Genomic DNA, 18,051 nt, shown 5'->3' on the forward strand with positions numbered 1-18,051 from the left:
GACCATTACAGACATATAAAAATCTATGCGCCAAACACTTTTTGCCATTGCGCTCTCTGCCGCGTCCTTCCAGGCACTCGCCGCGACTCCGCTCGAAACCGTCTCTGCGTTTCATGAAGCGTTGTCGGCGGGGACGGCCGACGCAGCTACCGTCTTCCTCTCCCCAACTATCCGGATTTTCGAGTCTGGTTATGTTGAGCGCTCACGTGATGAATATGCTGGTCACCATCTCCCCAGTGACATGGCCTTTGCTAAAGCGACGAGCCAGACGGTCATTCGCCAGAACGAGCGAGTGGAAGGAAATATCGCCATCGTCACGCGCGAAACGGAGACAAAAGGCAAGTTCAAAGGAACGAACGTCCACTCGTTTGGAACAGAGACTGCCGTACTAGAAAAGCAGGGCGACAAGTGGCTCATCACGCACGTCCACTGGTCCTCCCGTAAAGCTAAGTAATCAATAACTACTAGAGGTTGAATATGAAATCTATCCAAAAAATCGCAGCAGCCTGCGTTTTTTCAGCAGCTACCATCGCAGCCCCACTCGCGATGGCACACGCGAAGCTTGCAGCTTCGAACCCGACACCAGGAGCCGTTTTGGAAGCGGCGCCGACCGAAATTTCCCTGACCTTCAACGAGAAAGTCGAGCAAGCGTTTAGCACCGTTACGTTGACTTACACCGACGGTAAGGTCGTCGAGACCGAGAAGGCGAAGGTCGATGCCGCCAACCCGACAATGGTGCGCCTACAAACCAAAGGTCTGTCCACAGGCACTTATACCGTTAAATGGGCTGTCGCCGGCCATGACGGTCACCGCCGTACGGGCACGTTTTCGTTCTCGGTGAAATAAGTGGATAGCGTCCTGGGCCTTCAAGTTGGGTCAGTCGTTGCCTTAAACGCTGCGTTCGCGTGGCTTGTCGGCTCCTGGCTGGCCCGCCGTTGGCTGTTGGCCTCAGGTGTCCCTCGCGCAGACGCTGAAGCCCTGCTGCGCGCGGGAGATATTGTCGCGGCTACACTCGGCGTCCTAGCGACAGTCACAATGTTGTTGGCATCCGCCGCCGTAATGGGGGGCGTTAGCTTACAAGAAGCCAAAGATGTAGTCTGGCAGATGTTGACCATGACAAGTATTGGGCGGGCCGGCTATATCTCGTTTTTTGCGATTACCCTGGTATTGGTGATTCGAGCACTTCGTTCGACTGCAGTGTGGCGCGAGTGGACGGTGCTGGTGGCCCTAGGTCTCTTCGCGTTTGTGCGCGCGTCAATGGGGCATGCCGGCGAAAACGGTTACTGGACTCTGCCTTTCGCAGCGGAGGTAATCCACCTGACTGCGATGGGCGCATGGACTGGCTTAGTTGCTGTCTCTGCATGGAAGTCGATGCCTACGGACGCAGGCCAGCCTGACCTGAATCGCCTGGCTCGCTACCTCGATTCGATGTCTGCAGCGGCCATGGTCGCAGTCGGAGCAGTCTTCATAACTGGGCTGTTCAATGCATGGAACAGGGTTGGAACCGTAGACAACTTATTTGGCAACAGCATCTACACAACTGCATTGTTGATAAAGGTCGGGCTGGTAGGCGCTGCGCTCATTCTCGGCGGGTACAACAAGTTTGTCGGACTTGCCCTTGCCCGAGGCTCAGTGCATGGTCTTAAGCGCGTGAAGTTCGTGCTAAAGGTGGAGAGCATTGTCTTACTTGTTGTGCTGTTTGCAGCTGCGGTTTTGACTTCGCAGCAGCCGCCGGCTGCAATGTAGTAGCCGACTGTTCAGAGACCGCACGTTGGTGCGGGCTCTGAACAGCAGGAATGTGCTTGACCTTCCCATTAAGGGAACGTTTAGAGTAAGTCATGACTAGTGAATGGATAGACAAGCAACTGTGCCGCATCTTTTATCGGTAGCGCTGCAGTTTTGATGTGACATTACGACCCTGGGAGGGCGACCATGACTGAGAGCAAGGGTACACACGACCACGCGGCGGGACACGGAAATCATCACCATGCCCACGGTGCGGACTCCGTGCACCATCCAGAGCAACCAGCGAATTCAAAACCGTTCATCGACCCTGTATGCGGGATGAAGGTTGGTCCAAACCCTGAGCGAGAAATTACGTTTGGGGGCGAGGTCTATCACTTCTGCAGCCCAAAGTGCATGGAGAAGTTCAGAGCTGCGCCGGAGAGTTATTTGGCCGCCTCGAAACCGGCAGAAGTTCGTTCAACGGACGCTCCTACAGGGACGATGTACACCTGTCCGATGCACCCCGAGATTCGACAGGCCGTGCCAGGTAACTGCCCAATTTGTGGCATGGCGTTGGAGCCTGAACTTCCTTCCTTGGACGACGAAGAAAACCCCGAACTAGTCGACTTCCGTCGGCGCTTCTGGTGGACCCTACCTCTGACAGCAGTTGTATTTGCGCTGGCAATGTTCGGTCATGTCCTTTTCCAGGCAGGCGTAGCTGGGCAAAACTGGATTGAGTTAGCGCTAAGCACACCGGTCGTTCTCTGGGCCGGCTGGCCATTCTTCGTGCGATGGTTCCAGTCCCTCATGCGCATGAGCCCGAATATGTGGACGCTCATTGGCTCAGGGGTCATGGCTGCGTATGGCTACAGCGTCGTAGCCACGTTAGCCCCGAACGCTTTCCCGGTCACTTTTGCAAGCCACGGTCGTATCGGTGTCTATTTCGAAGCGGCGGCAGTAATCGTTTCCCTGACGCTGCTTGGCCAAATCCTCGAACTGCGTGCGCGCTCGCAAACCTCTGCTGCCATCAAATCGTTGCTGGGTCTGGCGCCCAAGACGGCGCGACGTATTGCCGCAGACGGGAGCGAAGAAGATGTTCCCCTAACCCATGTACACGTCGGAGATTCCCTTAGAGTTCGCCCAGGCGAAAAGGTCCCGGTAGACGGAATGGTGTCGGAAGGGAAAAGCGCGGTCGACGAGTCGATGCTTACAGGCGAGCCCGTGCCGGTAACAAAACGACCTGGCGACCGGCTAATAGGCGCAACGATTAACACAAGCGGAAGCCTCGTGATGACCGCAGAGAAGGTTGGGTCAGAAACAATGCTGTCCCAGATTGTGCAAATGGTCTCGCAGGCTCAACGTTCGCGCGCGCCAATGCAGCGCCTGGCTGACTCCGTGGCGGGGTACTTCGTAGTTGTTGTCGCGGCAATCGCGCTTCTGACCCTTGTGGTCTGGGGACTGTTCGGCCCGGAACCAAGCTGGGTCTTTGGGTTCGTTAACGCGGTGGCAGTGCTTATCATTGCATGCCCCTGTGCGCTCGGCTTAGCCACGCCTATGTCCATCATGGCTGCAACCGGCCGTGCGGCAACGCAGGGTGTGTTATTCCGCGACGCTGCAGCTATCGAAGACCTTCGAAAGGTTAATACCCTTATCGTCGACAAGACGGGCACGCTAACGGAAGGAAAGCCGGCGTTCAACACCGTTGTCGCGGCGCCAGGGTACAACGACGAGTACGTCCTTCAGCTCGCCGCCAGCCTTGACCAAGGCAGCGAACACCCGTTGGCTCACGCTATCGTAGCCGAGGCAAAGACGAGAGGTATTTTGCTATCGAAGCCCGAAACCTTCGAGTCTGCCAGTGGTATTGGGGTGACCGGTATCGTAGACGGAAAACGGGTTGCACTAGGAAATACTGCATTGATGGAGTCTTTGAGTGTCGACTGGCACGCCCTCACGGGGCCTGCTGAGAGTTTGAGAGCTGAGGGTGCCAGCGTAATGTACCTCGCCGAGGGAGGCGCACTAGTAGGCATCTTGGCAGTATCTGACCCTATCAAAGCCACGACAATAGAGGCGCTGACGACCCTCCGTAACGATGGAATTACTGTCGTTATGGCTACCGGGGATGGAACCACGACGGCGCGCTCGGTTGCTTCCAAACTAGGGATAGACGAGTTCTATGGCGAGGTGAAACCGCAGGACAAGCTTGCATTGGTAGACAAATTGCAGAAAGAGGGGCGGGTTGTCGCAATGGCTGGCGACGGTATCAACGATGCGCCGGCGCTCGCCAAAGCAAACGTTGGCGTAGCCATGGGTACCGGAACGGACGTGGCCATCAATAGTGCCCATATCACCCTCGTGAAGGGAGACCTACGCGGCATTGCGGTCGCTCGCTCCATTTCTGTCCAGACGGTGCGAAACATGTGGCAAAACCTCGGATTTGCATTTGTCTACAACGCGCTTGGGATACCCCTGGCGGCCGGGGTGCTGTATCCCTTCACAGGACAGCTCCTGTCTCCCATGGTTGCCGCCCTTGCCATGAGCCTTAGCTCCGTCTCCGTAATTACTAACGCGTTACGCCTTCGCGGGCAGGCGGCGCGGAGTACCCGAGCCATAAGCTCGCACCAAGGATAGGAACCGTATGCGAAATTCCGACATCGTTACTGACAACCCGGCAAGCAACTATGACTCGACCAGGTTGCCAGCAGAACAGCTCAACAGTTCCTGCTTTTGCAGCAGCTTGGACAAGACTGCCTTGAAGTCGGCGCTGTCCGGTGAAGTGCATGACGATATGCTATTTGAACTGATAGAGGAACGATGCCCATACCTGTTCTCTGCACGGCCCGTTTTCATCTCCAGTACGCAGGCGGACAGAATCGAGGAGGTGGTACGTGCACTAGAGTCTGTCATTGAGCTCCCCTCATACCGAGAGCTTGTACTGGCCGATGCGCCCGATATTGCCAAGAGTGGAGCCGGCGGTGCGCGAGGTGTGTTTTTCGGATATGACTTCCACCCGGACGGCGAGAATCTCGGCCTCATCGAAATAAACACAAACGCTGGAGGTGCGATGCTTAACGCTGCTATGGCAAGGGCACATCGAACCTGTTGTCTGGACGATAACCAGCTGGCACAAGCTGTCCTTTCCGGCGCTATGTTCGAGGACGAGATAGTGCAGATGTTCTGGGCAGAATGGGCAGCAGCAGGACAAACTGCGCCTCTGCGGACGATAGCAATAGTCGACACGCAACCTCAGCAACAGTTCCTCTACCCTGAATTCCTCCTGTTTCAGCGGCTGTTCGCCAAGAACGACATCAACGCCATCATCGCAGACCCGAGGGAACTTACTTTTAGAGACGGCGCGCTGTGGTTTGCTAAGCTTAAGATTGACTTGGTCTACAATCGGCTTACCGACTTCATGCTTGAGGCGCCTGAGTCGCGCGCTCTGCACGACGCGTACTGCGAAGACGCGTTTGTACTCACCCCGCATCCTCAAGCTCATGCGCTTTACGCGAACAAGCACAATCTCACCATACTAAGTGACGCCACAGCGCTCAAAGGGTTGGGAGTCCCCCAAGCTACTATCGACATATTGGTTGCCAACGTGCCTTTCACCGAGAGCGTCACGACCAATAACGCGGAACGATTGTGGAACGAGCGAGGCAATCTGTTTTTCAAGCCTGTCGCTGGATACGGAGGCAGAGCGGCCTACCGGGGCGACAAGGTAACGAAGCGGGTTTGGCAAGAAATCTTGTTGGGCGAATACATCGCTCAGCGAGTTGTCGCTCCTGGCGTTCGGGTTTCCGGTACGGCTGACAGTCCTGAAACTTTGAAGTTTGACTTGCGCAGCTACGTATACAACAGCCGAGTCCAGTGGACAGCCGCGCGCGTCTATCAAGGTCAGACCACGAACTTCAGGACTCCAGGCGGCGGATTCGCACCCGTGTACAGTCTGGGGGATGAAGAAGTGACTGCCGAGTTGAAGGCCATCAGTGAGGCAACAAGCAGCAGGAGCTGCTGCGCTAATGACTGCAAATGACTGAGCGTACCCGTCTGTTGAAGCAAAAATGGATTGCCAAATATCTGAGCAAAAAGTGAAGCGCTAGAGACCAGCGTAGCGCTCTGTTAGCTTAATCTGCTAGACGTCAGGTTCTGGTCGACAGCTGCCGGTCGAAACAGTCAGTGACTCTTCAGGCCGGGAACCCTGCCAAGCTGACGCGAACGGCCTAGGTTGGCAAAAATAGCTCGGTCACGGCTCGACGTTGTGTACCAAACTAATTGAACAAGGGATGACACATGCCTAGAGGGGCGCACCTGACAAACGTCGCCAGTAATTTGTGCGGCTCATTCGCTAGCCGGAACAACGATCTGTATGGTTACTGGGCAATCGGCAAGCTACGTTCGCTGGCCGAACGGAATGGTCAGACCACGGTATTACTCGACTTGTTGGCATCATCCACTCAGCCGTCGTCGTCTGAGCTCGCGCCTGTATTGGCTCACTATCGCGGCCTCCTTGCAAAATTGACAGACCTCTCGCATGTTCCATTTGAGGAGATCACGTCAGCACACATCACACTCGACTTCGCACCTCCACCTTGGCCTAGGATCATCTACTACAAGCCGCAATGGGGTGATCAGTTCACCGTGACCGTGACCATTAACGCAGAAGGTAGAGCTGCGGGTATCGTGAATCACGCTGGCTATTGCCGGTCGCACGATCCCACCCGGGAGAGCCGGGCAATTCGCCCAGCAGGTTGTTAGTGCGAAGACCGCTTTGGGTCGAAAGCAGCCGGTCGCGTTGGTTAAAGGGGCAGGTAGTTGTGTCAAACTTTATTGTTGCGAACTGAGGACACGAAGGGCATCGACGACCGTTTGTGTCAAACTTTGTTCGCACACCAGCTCGTTGGAATCGGCCAGGCTCATAGGAGGGCTTGTGTCAATCTTTATTGTTCGCCCACACCGGCGCGGCTGCGACGCACGCCGAGTTCTTCTCGAAGGCCAAGCGTGCGCTTGCAGATACCGAAGCCGTTGATCCGGTGCGCGCTGCACACTGACCCCGGAACACCCATTCAATCGTCAAACCGAAACTCTAGGGATTACAGAAAACATGAAGATTTGCAATTTCGCGGTTCTGCTGCTGGCGAACTTGATTGCCCCAGCGCATGCAGAGGATGCAATCTGCAAACCCCTAGGAAAGCTCGCGGTCTACGCTGCACGCGAGCGGGAATCGGGAAAGACAATCGAGCAAACCTACTTAAAAATGGTTGATGAAGGTCGTATAGAGACGACGGGTGATACTGCCGATTGGGCTGCGAACACCGTCGCATGGGTTTACGAGGAACGCATCAGTAGCAAGGCGGTCGAAAAGTCGATGTTGCAGAAATGCCGCCGCGCATTTTCTAAGAAGCCTTAAACAAATGGAAAACAATGATCGATATTGACATCGACAGTTACGAGTTTGGCGGGTTCGCTGGAGTTAAGTCAGGCGAGCCTTCAGCGTCGCGTTTCACATTGCAGATGTGTTCAGTACCCCTAGCGGGCGAAACGATACATGTAGCGCGTTCCTTGATGCCTGATATATGCTTCACCGGTCCTTACGCGCCTGCTGTCGAAGCTGAGGGACAGTACGCCGGGTACATCGCATTGCAGGTGGCCGTGGTGAGTCGCAGGATCGACGAGCACGGCCACCGCCCATACCTTTTTTGCAAACGAGTACGTGCCCCATTCAGTGGCACCTGATCGAAGACACCCATGGATGAGGCCCACGTGCTGTACCTGTACAAATGTGCTCAATGCCGGCATGAGGGGGAAGTGAACCTGCCCGATGATGCGCAAGACGGTGCCCCGCATGAGTGCAGTGCGTGCGGAGCCAAAGTCTTTCTTGAATGGGACGGCGGTGTGACCTTCGTTGCTGACTCCTTCAAGCCACCTGCCGAAGAGGCACGGCGCTGGCGGGAGGAAAAGGGCTATGCCGGCCGCGGGGGCGTAGTAGTTATTTTCAAAGGTACCGCCGATGCCTGGGTAGACAAGCTGCGCAACCCGAACCATTGGCAACCGGGTTGCATCGCCGTTGATGAGAGCGGCAGGACGTGGACGGCTGTTGGCGGCAGTGAGCGAGACGGTGCGCTAATGTGGCTCTCCGACGACCCGATCCTGGATTAAAGGCCGGCGTAAGAAGAAAAGCTTCAACGGGTTGATCGGGATAGCCGGCGTTGAACATGCACGCATCGTCAGGATATCCACAATCCGTGTGGAGAACTGCCTCAATCCAGACATGAAAAGCAGCAGGCGTGCGGGTTATATCTGCGTGCCTGCATTTTAGGCATTGGTGCCCTAGCCTAAGTCATATCCACGCGGCGCCTTGTCAATGGCCATGCGGTCAAGAACGGTCATCGGGTCATACGGCGTGCCAAAGACGCGGCATGTTTACAGGCGGTCGAGCCGGCCGACGTATGGCGCACAAGGTCGATTTGTCTGGGCCGGCACAGCCCGATTAAGGAGGGGCGGGACAAAGCTTCTGGCAGAGCAGGCAACACCAAGCCGCCTACATCCAGCGCTTATTCGGACATTTTTTGGCCTGGATCAAGTGCGCGTTGATATTGCGCCCTGGTGATCTCAAGAGCACTTTCCAGTGAAATCTCACCGGCAATATACCGATCAAGTAGAGCAATGAATTGCGGATTGGGTTTCAAGCCTTCCAATGCGGAATTAGCAAGCGTCCGCTTTACCGCCTTCTCACGGTCCTGTCTCGAAGTAATCATGTTTATCTATCAACATCTCTCTAAAGAGTAGGGTTAGCTTACACGTCTTGGTGGGCGACTTACGGATCCTGATGGGTTCTGTCGCGCTGTTGATCAAAGGCGGAAATTGGCCGAAAACGTAGCTGCGCGCCTCACACTGGACGGACCACTCCTGCCATCGCATAAAACTGGTCGGCTAACGACATGGCCTCAGCGCCGTTGATTGCGAACTGGCCCTTGCGGATCATGTGGATCAGTTCGATGCCGGCGAGCACAGAGCCTGCAGCGCGGAATGACTTGAAGTTGAGCATCGGCCTAGTCACCCGCTTGATGGCGCGGTGGTCCTGCTCGACAATGTTGTTGAGATATTTAACTTGGTGCACAAGGATGGGCACGGCGCGACCGGCGTTGATCGCATCGATTGCCGCCTTGTTGGCGCCGCTCTTGTCCATCGCGACTTTGTCCGGATCGCCATTCGCTCCAATGGCCTTGTCGAAAAATCGCTTCGCTGCGGCCATGTCGCGCTTGGCCGTCAGCAGGAAGTCGACGGTCTTGCCATGCTTGTCGACGGCGCGGTAGAGGTATTTCCAGACGCCCTTGACTTTGATGTAGGTTTCATCCATGCGCCAGCTACCGCCGATCGGGCGCTTGTGTTTTCTGGCCATCTTCTCGATGAGCGGCAGGAAACGAATCGTCCACCGATTGATCGAGGAATGGCCGACCGACACGCCGCGCTCTTCCATGATTTCCTCGAGGTGCCGGTAGCTCAGCGGGTAGGCTGCATACCAGCGGATGCAGACCAGGATCACATCTATCGGAAAGCGCATCCCTTTGAATTTGAGCATGTCGATTCGTCCTGGATTCGGCACCGCAGTTTACCCGACCGGCGCGCCCCGTTCGCTAATGCGACAGAACCCGGATGTTGGACTGCTTGTTATGAAGCGGCTGCAAAGGCCTGCCCTGGACAAGAGTGCTGAACTGCGAAGGTTGATCGAACTGGGCTACGCGGCTGAGCAAGCCGGCTTTATCCTCGACGGGACTATTCTGAGAAACGGTGGGCGGGTATGGGATGTTCAACCTGTCCTTGCCAGCGAACGCGGCCAAGAGCAAATTAAAGCATCGAAGGCCGAGATTACAACAACGCCGAGTTCGACGTCGTCCAACGATGGATCGGATTCCGCGGTCGAATCAGCAATCAAAGCTGACGCGCCCGTTGCGTGCGAAGCCACCACCCTGACCGATGCGAAAGGCGGCGCTCGTACCGGTCTACGCGCTAATTTGCGAAAACTCTCGAATCCTTGACTCTTACCTTTACAACGAAAGCGGCCTACGGGCCGCTTTGTTTTTGTGCCGGGACTAACTTTTAGCCTATCGCCGCGGCCAGAAATTCATATTATGAATTCTTGGTCATGCGGACCTGCTCTGCCAGGTAGGGGATCCTCCGGCGTCAGTAGAAAATTCATAATATGAACTTTTGACGACTGATGGGGAGCATCCCCATGCGAGCAGCTGTCGTGGCTGCCTACGTTCATATTATGAATTTTCGGCACGCTCCCAGATCGGGTTAGACCTAATGCGAGGTCGCAACGCTGCCCACCACGATCCACAGCGGCAGCCGGTTAAAACGAAATTGGCTCGCGTCCCCCCTGCCTCTTCGCGAGACCGGTTCGAAATCTAAGTGATCAGGAATATATCGTGTTCAAACCTCCACCAAATTGCCTGCAGCTACGCCCTTGTACAGACCTTCCATGTGACACGCTGGATAAGTTTCACGCACTGCGCCTCGAGTCACTTCTGCGAACCCATCGAAAAACCGCACTACCATTTCGCGGCTGACATGACGGAACGTCTTGTAACGGCACGCCTCGGCAATGGCCTCTAGGCGGTCGCCAGACGCTTCCGACGATGAATGCTGGCGCTCGCTCGGGCTGCGTGGCTTTGACAGCGTAGGAGGTGTTTCAGAGCGTCCAGGAGCGTTTGCTAGTTTGCGAGCAACATACGCAAAGTCATCACCGGAATTCAACAATGACCGAAGGTACTTCACAGCTCGTCCACCAGTGATGCCAGAGTTGAGCAAGAGGTGGCGCTTAACGATCCACACGTCTTGGAGACGTTGGCCAACTTGTTTTGCCAAGCCCATTAGGGAAAAGATGCCGAAGAGGTCTATGCCAAGCTCACGCTGCAATGGCCGAAGATCGGCTGGTAGGCCGTTTGGTTTTTCAGCCTCGTTGTTAAAAGAAGCTTCTTTTTTATAAAGGCAGTTGTTAACCCCTATGCCGTGAGACATTTCGGTCTTTGATTGAGAAGCGGAGTTGGCCGTTGCAGCGATTGGTGCTGGCGGATCTCCTGGACCGGATGACGAAACTTGCTCATCGATCGTTGGCAGGCCAATAAGCTTGCGAAGCGGGTCTGCCACAAGATAGCGCCTGGCCGAAAACTTGCCCCATCGATTACGGCCGTCATGTAGCGGGTCTGGATCGAGCCAGCCGCATTCCAAGCACAGCGAGATCGTGCGCGTCACCGTTTTTGTGCTCACGCTCAGTTGAGACGCAACCTTGTGGACGCTGACGCTGATTTCCTTCGCCGGCTTTCGGATGCGGGTTCTAGCCACCAGGTCGATAAAGACTCTCATGAAGGACTTCGTCAACTTAGCTCGGATATCGGGATGAGTCTCAGCTCGAAGTAGGTAAGGGCGTATCGGGGATGGGTAGTCCTCGTAGGCACTCAGCATGTCGTTATAGGTGAGGTTAAGCACGTAAACCTCCACTGAGGTGGTCACATACCAGTACTCCAGGCAATACAATGTCCTCCGAAAGGACCGGATAATAGAAATTTAAGCGCACAGCCGCCCCTGTGGTGCTTGGCACCGCAAAAGTGTTTGACTACCGTGCTGGAGGGGGCTAAGATGAAGTTCTCTAGTCGTCACCTGAGTCCACCGCTAGCGCGGGACTGAAAACGAAAACCCCAGCTCAGCTGGGGTTTTTTATTTAGCTCATTACATTCCGAGCTCCTTTGCATGTTGAAGGCGCTCCGGTCACACCGGCGCCATTTAGTTTCCGTCGAACAGAAGGTGGCTCAACTTGCGAGTTGATAAAATTCATAATATGAATTGCGCGAGATTGCTTCTGATCGGCGGTAAGAAAATTCATAATATGAACGCGCACTTCCTTTGATAAGTTAAACGCGTTCATATTATGAATTTTTTTAGCAACTGCCTGGATACCACGGCCGACAGTGTCCTTAGACCCAGGCAACGATTGACTAAACGAAAACCAAAATACCCACCAACTGTTGCGAGTAGCAGGGTAGGGCAGTCAGCGTAGGGGTGCTTTGGTGTCATGGGGTCTAGTCGCCGGCTTCGTCCGGTGCTGAGCTGATAACCTCTTTGGCCTGGAGCTCAAGCCATGCTTGCAAATGCTTTTCAAAAGCCGCGATATCCAGATCCGGTACTTTGCAGTTCACGACAACCGAGCGCTGGTCCGCGCTGATCTTCGTCGTGAAGATGAGGCGACGCCCGTTTGTAATCAAGTTCGGTTCGGACCCGCCACGTTCAGCTTGTCCCTTGATCGCTTGAAGCACCCACGACTTCAAAGAGTTTTGAGCGGCGCCTTCCATCAAACGTTGCACGCCACGCTCGATGTCCAACAGATTGTCGGGGTAATCGGCACACAGTTTCTTAATAACCGCTCCGGTCTGATACCCGAACAGGTCAGGCTTCGAATCCAGCATCCGGACAATCTTTGCTGGCAGTTTCAGCATGTCCAAGCATCCACTTACTTTTACGGTGCTCTGGCCGAAGTAACTAGCGACTTCGCGTTGGGTCTTGCACAGACCTTCCCTCAGTGCCGTAGCAAACATCAAGGCATACTCGTAGTCAGTAAGCCCAACACTCCCAACAGCAAGCAGCAAAGTTTTGGCCTGTGCTTCCCCATCGGTCAGCTCTTCCACGTACGCGTCGATCTCGGCCCAGCCGAGCGAACGTGCAGCACGAATGCGGCGGTGCCCGCTGATCAGCTCGTACTTGCCGTTAACCATGCGAACTTTGATAGGGTCTGCGTGCGCAGCCGTATCCATGGTTTCAGCCAGGCGATCGATTTCTTCGGGGTCATACTTGAGGCGCGGTTGGTACGGAGAGTCGATAATTTCCGCAACCGAAATTTTGCGCGCGTCTTTACGACTATCGGGATGGTCATTTTTGCCGGCAGCCGGCGCGGTTTCGCCGGTTTGTAGAGGTTCGGCACGATTCGGCAGTTCGAACACTGATGGAGCTGAGACAGTGCGAGCACCGACCAACGGCTTTCGCTGGTCCTCGCCTTCGCGCGCTGCAATTCTCCCCGACGCGACCAGGCCGCTGACCTTAATGGGTGCACGACTCATGCCGCCCTCCCTACGCTTGCAAGTGGAGCCAGACTGTTGACGTCGGCCAGCTTGATGTCAAACATACGGATCAGCGACTTGGTAAGGTCCAGTACGTCGCGGGCGCCGACCGAATTGGGCTCCTTCTCGAGAACAGGGCCGTTATTCTTTTCATCGAAGGCGTCGTTTTGACGGACAAATCCGATGAAGTCGCGCACGATGGTGTCGTTGATCTGGTCTGGATAGGTGCTAACCAGCTTGGACAATGCGTCGTTGTGCGGCTTCTTGGTTTGGTTATAGCGATTAACGATCACGTGATAGTCGAGATTAAGCCCGGCATCGGCAAAAGCCGAGTTCAACTCGTGCACGTTTGAATCGAGGATCTCAAGGGCCTTCGTACTCGGCCCCTCCGGCACAACGACCGCGAGCAGTGTCTTACAGGCAGTCATCAAGGTGTTCGTGAGCAGTGATGTCGAAGGTGCTGAGTCAATTAGGATGACGTCGTAATGTGCGAAAACGTCGACGTAGCGCTTGAGCAGCCGTGAGAAAACGAACTCGCGATTCGTGGCTCCCATCAACCAGGAGTCGCTGTCTGCTAGCGTGATGTCTGCCGGGATCATATCCAACATGCCGCCAGCGTAGATTGGCCAGATCGCGGCCTGTACGTCGACGAAGTCTTTCTCCTTCTTCTCGTTCCGATTCATCAAATCACCGATGTGGGTGATGTTTTCCGAAACCCAGTCGATGCCAAACAAACCGGTCAAGGATGCCTGCGGATCGCCATCGATCATCAAGACCTTGTGTCCCATCATTGCCAGGGCAGAGGCGACATTTCCGCAAATGGTCGTCTTGCCAGTACCACCCTTGGCCATCCGAAAGTTCAGGATTGGCGGAACAGTCTTTTCCCGAGACGAATCTTCCGAGAGCGACAGCATACTCATCCGAATACGGCGAATGTCCTCCGCGGTGTATATGCGGTGGTACTGACCCTTATCGGCGACATTGTACTTTTCCCTGAACGCTTTAGGCGAGCCAGTGAAGCCGCACAACTCTTGTGCCAGACGAGCCTTCACGCCGAATGGGCGAGCGGACATGGAACCTCCTGAATATTGTGTCAACTGATCATACAGCCGGCGCGGTAACATTGCAAACGGAAATCACATTAAATGTACCTTACGGCTATCAATGTCATTGCCGGTGAATGTCTACGCGAGAGGTATGGTTCCGCTCCTCGGGCACAGAAGTGACGCGACCTCATAACGAAAAAAGGAAGGTAGCACTGTACGAATGAGCGTACGGTTCAAATAGTATTGAAAAAAGCTGATTATTCGCCGACGGGGATAAAACTAGCGCGACGGCCTGCGCGTGTCGCGCTGACGCCACACCTGTTGCGCTCAGTGGCTGGCGCCCATCGAAGCCATTCTTGCCACGAGCGCCCGAACATCACCGATCTGCAAATGAGGTTCATTGGCTAGCAGTTGGCGGTAGAGTAGGGCGATGATCTGGATCGTGTCCACGGGGCGCACGGGCAGCGCGATAGCTGCACGTCCCCGCTGGATCACACGGACGAAGTAATGCGAGTGCTGGAAATCGACGAGTAACGACTTGTCGTGTGCGGGGCCGTGGCCATCGAACTTCACGCTTGGGATCAGGTTCTCGAACAGCGCCAGCGCCGTATAGGCTTCCTGCACGGTCAGCTGAACGATGATCTTGTTCTGCCAGTCGAACTCACGGCGGCCGGCGCCCAGCGCCAGAGCACCTTCGATCTGGATCGTGTGCTGGTTACTCAAGCGCGTGCGCGCTTCGCTCACGCACAGCGCGGCGCCGCTGCCGAAAATTTTGAAAGAGTAGTAGGGCGCTTCAATCGGTGCGGCCGGCGTCGGCGCCGCCGCAGCGGTGCGCGTTACCACCTGCAGTCCAGCGACCTGAAGGCAGGCGACAGCTCGCGCCCGGTTGCCGGGATTCGCGTTCGCAGCCTTGATCGCTTCAATAACTGCACAGCCGTCGAGTTTTGCCGCGGCGATGATGGCGGCTAGGTCGAACTGGAAGCCCAGCTGCTCGACCGTGCGGCGCACACCTGGTGCGAGCGCGTGCACGACCGCGGCCAGCTGCTGGCGGCGCTTGGTCTCGCCGACAGCGAACCATCTAAGGTCATCTGCAAAGGCCTTTCCGTCAGCGGTGCCGACGAGCTGGTGCAGCTGCTCGCTTGTGACTGATGGCAGCCGGGCGCTGGCCAGCGTCTCGAGGATTGTGGAGAGCTTCATTTTTTCGGATCGTCTTTGATGCGCGTGAATTTGTAATCAGCAGCGGAGCGCTCGAGCGCTAGGCCGAGCACGTCCTTCAACTGGTCCGGACTAGCGCCGTTGTCCAACTGTCCTTTTGCGAACGTGTTGCGCAATGTCCGGCCGCCAGCTCGAGACATGTCCAGGCCGGCTCGCTCAAACGTCGCGCGGATCTGCTTGTAGACGGTCTTGTTCGTCATCTTGCCGCCCAGGACATTGGCCGGGAACACGAAGAGCCCGGGCAGCGCCAACTCCTTGACCATTCTTTCCCGTTCGTCCAGCCACGGTCGCAACTCGGCCACGCCTTCGCGGGGCAGGGGAGTGATGTGTTCGTAGCTGGTGTCATGCTTTTCCTCCGGCGTGATGGTCAGATCGACCGAACCGTCCAGCGCCACTTGGTGACCGACTTCGTGCACGAGAAGCCCGATCGCTTCGGCCACGCGCAGGCCGGCCAGTGCCATGACGACCTGCATGGCGCGATCGCGCCGGCGCTTCCAGCCGTCGAACGCAGTCACGCGGCGGCGCCGCGGTGGATCCGCCGGCAGCGCATCGAAGAATCGGTGGAGCTGCTCGGGCGAGAGTGTCCGGCCGGCGTCGTCTTTAGGCAGGTCGGTGCGGTCGGTGGAAAGTATCGCCTGCTTCGCTGGATTGGGTATGACGCCCAAGTGTTGATAGCAGCGTTCCAGGAGGCGCAGGTACCGGTAACCGATCTTGCTGTTGAGGACTACCTTCCCGCCGTCGACGCGGTTGACGAAGCGGACCAGGTCGCCGTGGGTCACCGTCGAAAACGTTCTACCCTCTTCCGCTATCCACGCGGAGACGTTGGAGAACATAGAAATATAGATTCTGGCGGATTCGCCAGAGACCGAACGGAGCATGCCGTCGGCTGGGAGACGCTGGGCGGTTTTTGCGAAGGCGTCGGTGCCGACGAATTCCTTGAACGCCTGGACAGGGTCGCTGTCCCACGAAGTCAGGTTTTTCATGGCGAGAATCGAAGTAGGGTTGTCGCCAAGTATATCACGAAAGGTAATTAACCCACGTTTAACCGCCGATACCCCAGGGGGTTCTTCTGCTGCTGACTCCGGTCGAGTCGGGTGGCTCTCTTTGTTCTCTTTTTGCTCTTTTCTCTCTCTTAGCTCTTTTAGCACTGGGGTCGGTCGAGCGGCCAGGGACGTTTAAACGTAGAGTAGCCCGATGTGTGTCTGGAGGGAATAAATACGGTCTCTATCAGTGGGTTTATTACCTTTCATGCTGCCTTTTCACCTGTGTGCGGTGATGGCAGTCGAATTTTGCACCGATTTTCTCCACACGCGCTGGTTGAAAGCAGGCCAACACTCGACCGGATTCGAGTTAAGCATTGCTACTCCGAAATAGATAATCGTTAGATGTTAGCAAGTCTCGTTTTGTGCAACGGCCAGAACAACCGGCACGGTATGCACCTTGCGAGGCGTCTCTCCCAACCTCACCGCGGGCATGATCCCTTCTAGAATCAGGAAATCTGAAATGAAGTTGTTTCTCAAGCCTGTCCATCCCAATTTCTACTTCGGCGTCGGTACACTCATTGTGCTCCCGGGCGCATGCGACCCTGCTAACAGGGATCGCTTTCGGCGACGTCGAGGGCCTTATCAGGGGCATTACCGACAGCGTCATAGTGAGCTACTTGCTCTTCTGTGCTCTAGTAATCAACCATGGCAGCGTCACGTTGCTCGAAACTCGGAAGGTCCAGGAAATTGGCTTCTCCGTCCTGGCTATTTTTTCCGCCGGCTTCCTGTCCGATATATCAACGACACTACAACTAGCTTTGTAAGCCGGACTGAACAGGCCAATGGGTGAAAGTCCCATCGCTCTGATCTCACACGATGGACACAGTGTCCATCGCTGCCACCGGCTAAGTCGTTGTTAACGCAAGGATCATGGGGACACGTGGAGCAAAAACGGGGTCGAGTTTTAGCTGCTCGTGATATTCCACAACGACATGATGGACAGGCTAGGAAAGTTGCTCTAAATTAACGCTGTCGGCCTCCGACATTTTTGTACGCGCTACCGCTTCTCTATGTACGCATAGTCAAGTGACGCTCCAGTCACTGACTCCTTTTTAACCCGGTTCGCGGAACTTATTAGGAGTAGTGCATGAAAACGAGCTTGAACCAATCGGCAATCGCAGCTCACCAGGCAATCCTGGATCAACATCAAGAAGGCCAGCGCTACTCCGATTAGCCAGTTCACGAACTGGAGTTTTGGCAGCATCTTTTCACCTTCGTAAAAAGCTCCGTTACCGCCCAGCAAGTGCTGAACGAAATCGTGACCCTTAAAACGAGCCGTGCATCGAAAACGATCGCGTCTTCCGTAATGTGCAGCAAGCGCGGAAGATGGCAAAGCTCGCTTTGTTGAACTGATCAGTGCAGCTCGAGCACTAAGCATCTGGCGACAGGAACCTGGGAACTCAGGGTCTTGTCGGCCAATGCTAACGCCATGTTGACGATATCGATAAGGCCTTTGGCCTTGCCCTCTGGGGAAGTTTCCATTGCTGTGATCGTAAACAGCTTTGCGAGATTTTCTTCCGACGGATCGTCGGGATCAGTCGTTCCTCCCGCTTCACGCAGCCAGCGTTCGTACATGTCATCGGCTTTGTTGCGCAAATCAGCCCTGATCAGCATGGATCACGCTGATCAGGTAGCCTGAGCGGATGAAACCGGCTCCTCAGAAGTACCGTACTACGAACTGGAAGTCATATAACGAAGCGCTGAAGTCACGCGGCTCGCTGCTCATCTGGCTTGATCCGAACATGAACTGGCATGGCCAGCCGAGCGGTAAGCGAGGACGCAGCGAGAAATTCAGCAACGAGGCAATCCAGTTCTGCCTGAGCATCAAGTGCCTCTTCAGTCTGCCGCTGCGCCAGGCTGTAGGCATGACGCAAAGCCTCCTGAAGCTTGCCGGCCTCGATTGGCCGGTGCCGG

At 55.6% G+C, this 18,051-nt stretch carries 17 protein-coding genes; 9 read left to right on the forward strand and 8 right to left on the reverse strand.

Going from position 1 to position 18,051, the window contains the following annotated elements; genetic code table 11:
* The first annotated feature begins 25 nt into the window (after nt 1–25).
* The 7 genes from AC56LN_RS22965 (at nt 26) to AC56LN_RS22995 (ending at nt 7,878) form a co-directional block, all read left to right on the forward strand.
* A complete protein-coding gene (locus AC56LN_RS22965) occupies nt 26–454 on the forward strand; it encodes a YybH family protein (protein ID WP_499574877.1) in 429 nt (142 codons plus the stop codon).
* 23 nt (nt 455–477) lie between these two features.
* A complete protein-coding gene (gene copC, locus AC56LN_RS22970; RefSeq protein WP_499560826.1) occupies nt 478–846 on the forward strand; it encodes a copper homeostasis periplasmic binding protein CopC in 369 nt (122 codons plus the stop codon).
* Nucleotides 847–1,746 (forward strand): CopD family protein, encoded by a 900-nt coding sequence (locus tag AC56LN_RS22975; protein WP_499574878.1) that lies wholly within the window; start codon nt 847–849, stop codon nt 1,744–1,746. It begins immediately after the preceding gene.
* A 186-nt stretch (nt 1,747–1,932) separates the two neighbouring features.
* Nucleotides 1,933–4,353 carry a heavy metal translocating P-type ATPase gene (locus tag AC56LN_RS22980; RefSeq protein WP_499574879.1) on the forward strand — a complete coding sequence of 807 codons (2,421 nt, stop codon included), beginning with the start codon at nt 1,933–1,935 and terminating at the stop codon, nt 4,351–4,353.
* Nucleotides 4,354–4,360: 7 nt separating this feature from the next.
* On the forward strand, nt 4,361–5,755 hold the full coding sequence (locus AC56LN_RS22985; protein ID WP_258836733.1) for a hypothetical protein: 1,395 nt from the start codon (nt 4,361–4,363) through the stop codon (nt 5,753–5,755).
* Between the two features lie 1,068 nt (nt 5,756–6,823).
* Entirely contained in the window at nt 6,824–7,129 is a 306-nt protein-coding gene (locus tag AC56LN_RS22990; protein ID WP_499574880.1) for a hypothetical protein, read from the forward strand.
* A gap of 338 nt (nt 7,130–7,467) precedes the next feature.
* Nucleotides 7,468–7,878, forward strand: a complete 411-nt coding sequence (locus tag AC56LN_RS22995) for an FmdB family zinc ribbon protein (protein ID WP_499574881.1) — start codon at nt 7,468–7,470, stop codon at nt 7,876–7,878.
* 395 nt (nt 7,879–8,273) lie between these two features.
* Here the strand turns inward: AC56LN_RS22995 and AC56LN_RS23000 are convergent, their stop codons facing one another.
* Together AC56LN_RS23000 and AC56LN_RS23005 are read right to left on the reverse strand one after the other, a co-directional pair.
* Nucleotides 8,274–8,477 (reverse strand): antitoxin VbhA family protein, encoded by a 204-nt coding sequence (locus tag AC56LN_RS23000; protein ID WP_499574882.1) that lies wholly within the window; start codon nt 8,475–8,477, stop codon nt 8,274–8,276.
* Nucleotides 8,478–8,608: 131 nt separating this feature from the next.
* A complete protein-coding gene (locus AC56LN_RS23005) occupies nt 8,609–9,301 on the reverse strand; it encodes an IS6 family transposase (protein WP_499574883.1) in 693 nt (230 codons plus the stop codon).
* Here AC56LN_RS23005 and AC56LN_RS23010 point away from each other — a divergent pair.
* Nucleotides 9,300–9,758: a hypothetical protein gene (locus tag AC56LN_RS23010; protein ID WP_499574884.1), complete on the forward strand. Its 459-nt coding sequence runs from the start codon at nt 9,300–9,302 to the stop codon at nt 9,756–9,758. The genes AC56LN_RS23005 and AC56LN_RS23010 overlap by 2 nt on opposite strands.
* A gap of 397 nt (nt 9,759–10,155) precedes the next feature.
* Here the strand turns inward: AC56LN_RS23010 and AC56LN_RS23015 are convergent, their stop codons facing one another.
* The 6 genes from AC56LN_RS23015 to AC56LN_RS23040 all read right to left on the reverse strand — a co-directional run bounded on the left by AC56LN_RS23015 (nt 10,156) and on the right by AC56LN_RS23040 (nt 17,751).
* Nucleotides 10,156–11,088 carry a hypothetical protein gene (locus AC56LN_RS23015; protein ID WP_499574885.1) on the reverse strand — a complete coding sequence of 311 codons (933 nt, stop codon included), beginning with the start codon at nt 11,086–11,088 and terminating at the stop codon, nt 10,156–10,158.
* Between the two features lie 713 nt (nt 11,089–11,801).
* A complete protein-coding gene (locus AC56LN_RS23020; RefSeq protein ID WP_499574886.1) occupies nt 11,802–12,833 on the reverse strand; it encodes a ParB/RepB/Spo0J family partition protein in 1,032 nt (343 codons plus the stop codon).
* Nucleotides 12,830–13,906: a ParA family protein gene (locus AC56LN_RS23025; RefSeq protein WP_258838159.1), complete on the reverse strand. Its 1,077-nt coding sequence runs from the start codon at nt 13,904–13,906 to the stop codon at nt 12,830–12,832. Before AC56LN_RS23025 ends, AC56LN_RS23020 begins: the two co-directional genes overlap by 4 nt.
* A 300-nt stretch (nt 13,907–14,206) precedes the next feature.
* Nucleotides 14,207–15,076 carry a hypothetical protein gene (locus AC56LN_RS23030; protein WP_499574887.1) on the reverse strand — a complete coding sequence of 290 codons (870 nt, stop codon included), beginning with the start codon at nt 15,074–15,076 and terminating at the stop codon, nt 14,207–14,209.
* On the reverse strand, nt 15,073–16,077 hold the full coding sequence (locus AC56LN_RS23035; protein WP_499574888.1) for a tyrosine-type recombinase/integrase: 1,005 nt from the start codon (nt 16,075–16,077) through the stop codon (nt 15,073–15,075). The genes AC56LN_RS23030 and AC56LN_RS23035 overlap by 4 nt, the downstream gene beginning before the upstream one ends.
* Before the next feature lie 1,413 nt (nt 16,078–17,490).
* Nucleotides 17,491–17,751: a hypothetical protein gene (locus AC56LN_RS23040; protein ID WP_499574889.1), complete on the reverse strand. Its 261-nt coding sequence runs from the start codon at nt 17,749–17,751 to the stop codon at nt 17,491–17,493.
* Between the two features lie 29 nt (nt 17,752–17,780).
* Here AC56LN_RS23040 and AC56LN_RS23045 point away from each other — a divergent pair.
* A partial coding sequence (locus tag AC56LN_RS23045; protein WP_499574890.1) for a transposase occupies nt 17,781–18,051 on the forward strand: 271 nt, incomplete at its 3' end.

It is taken from the genome of Telluria sp. ZT3P26 (assembly GCF_059686035.1).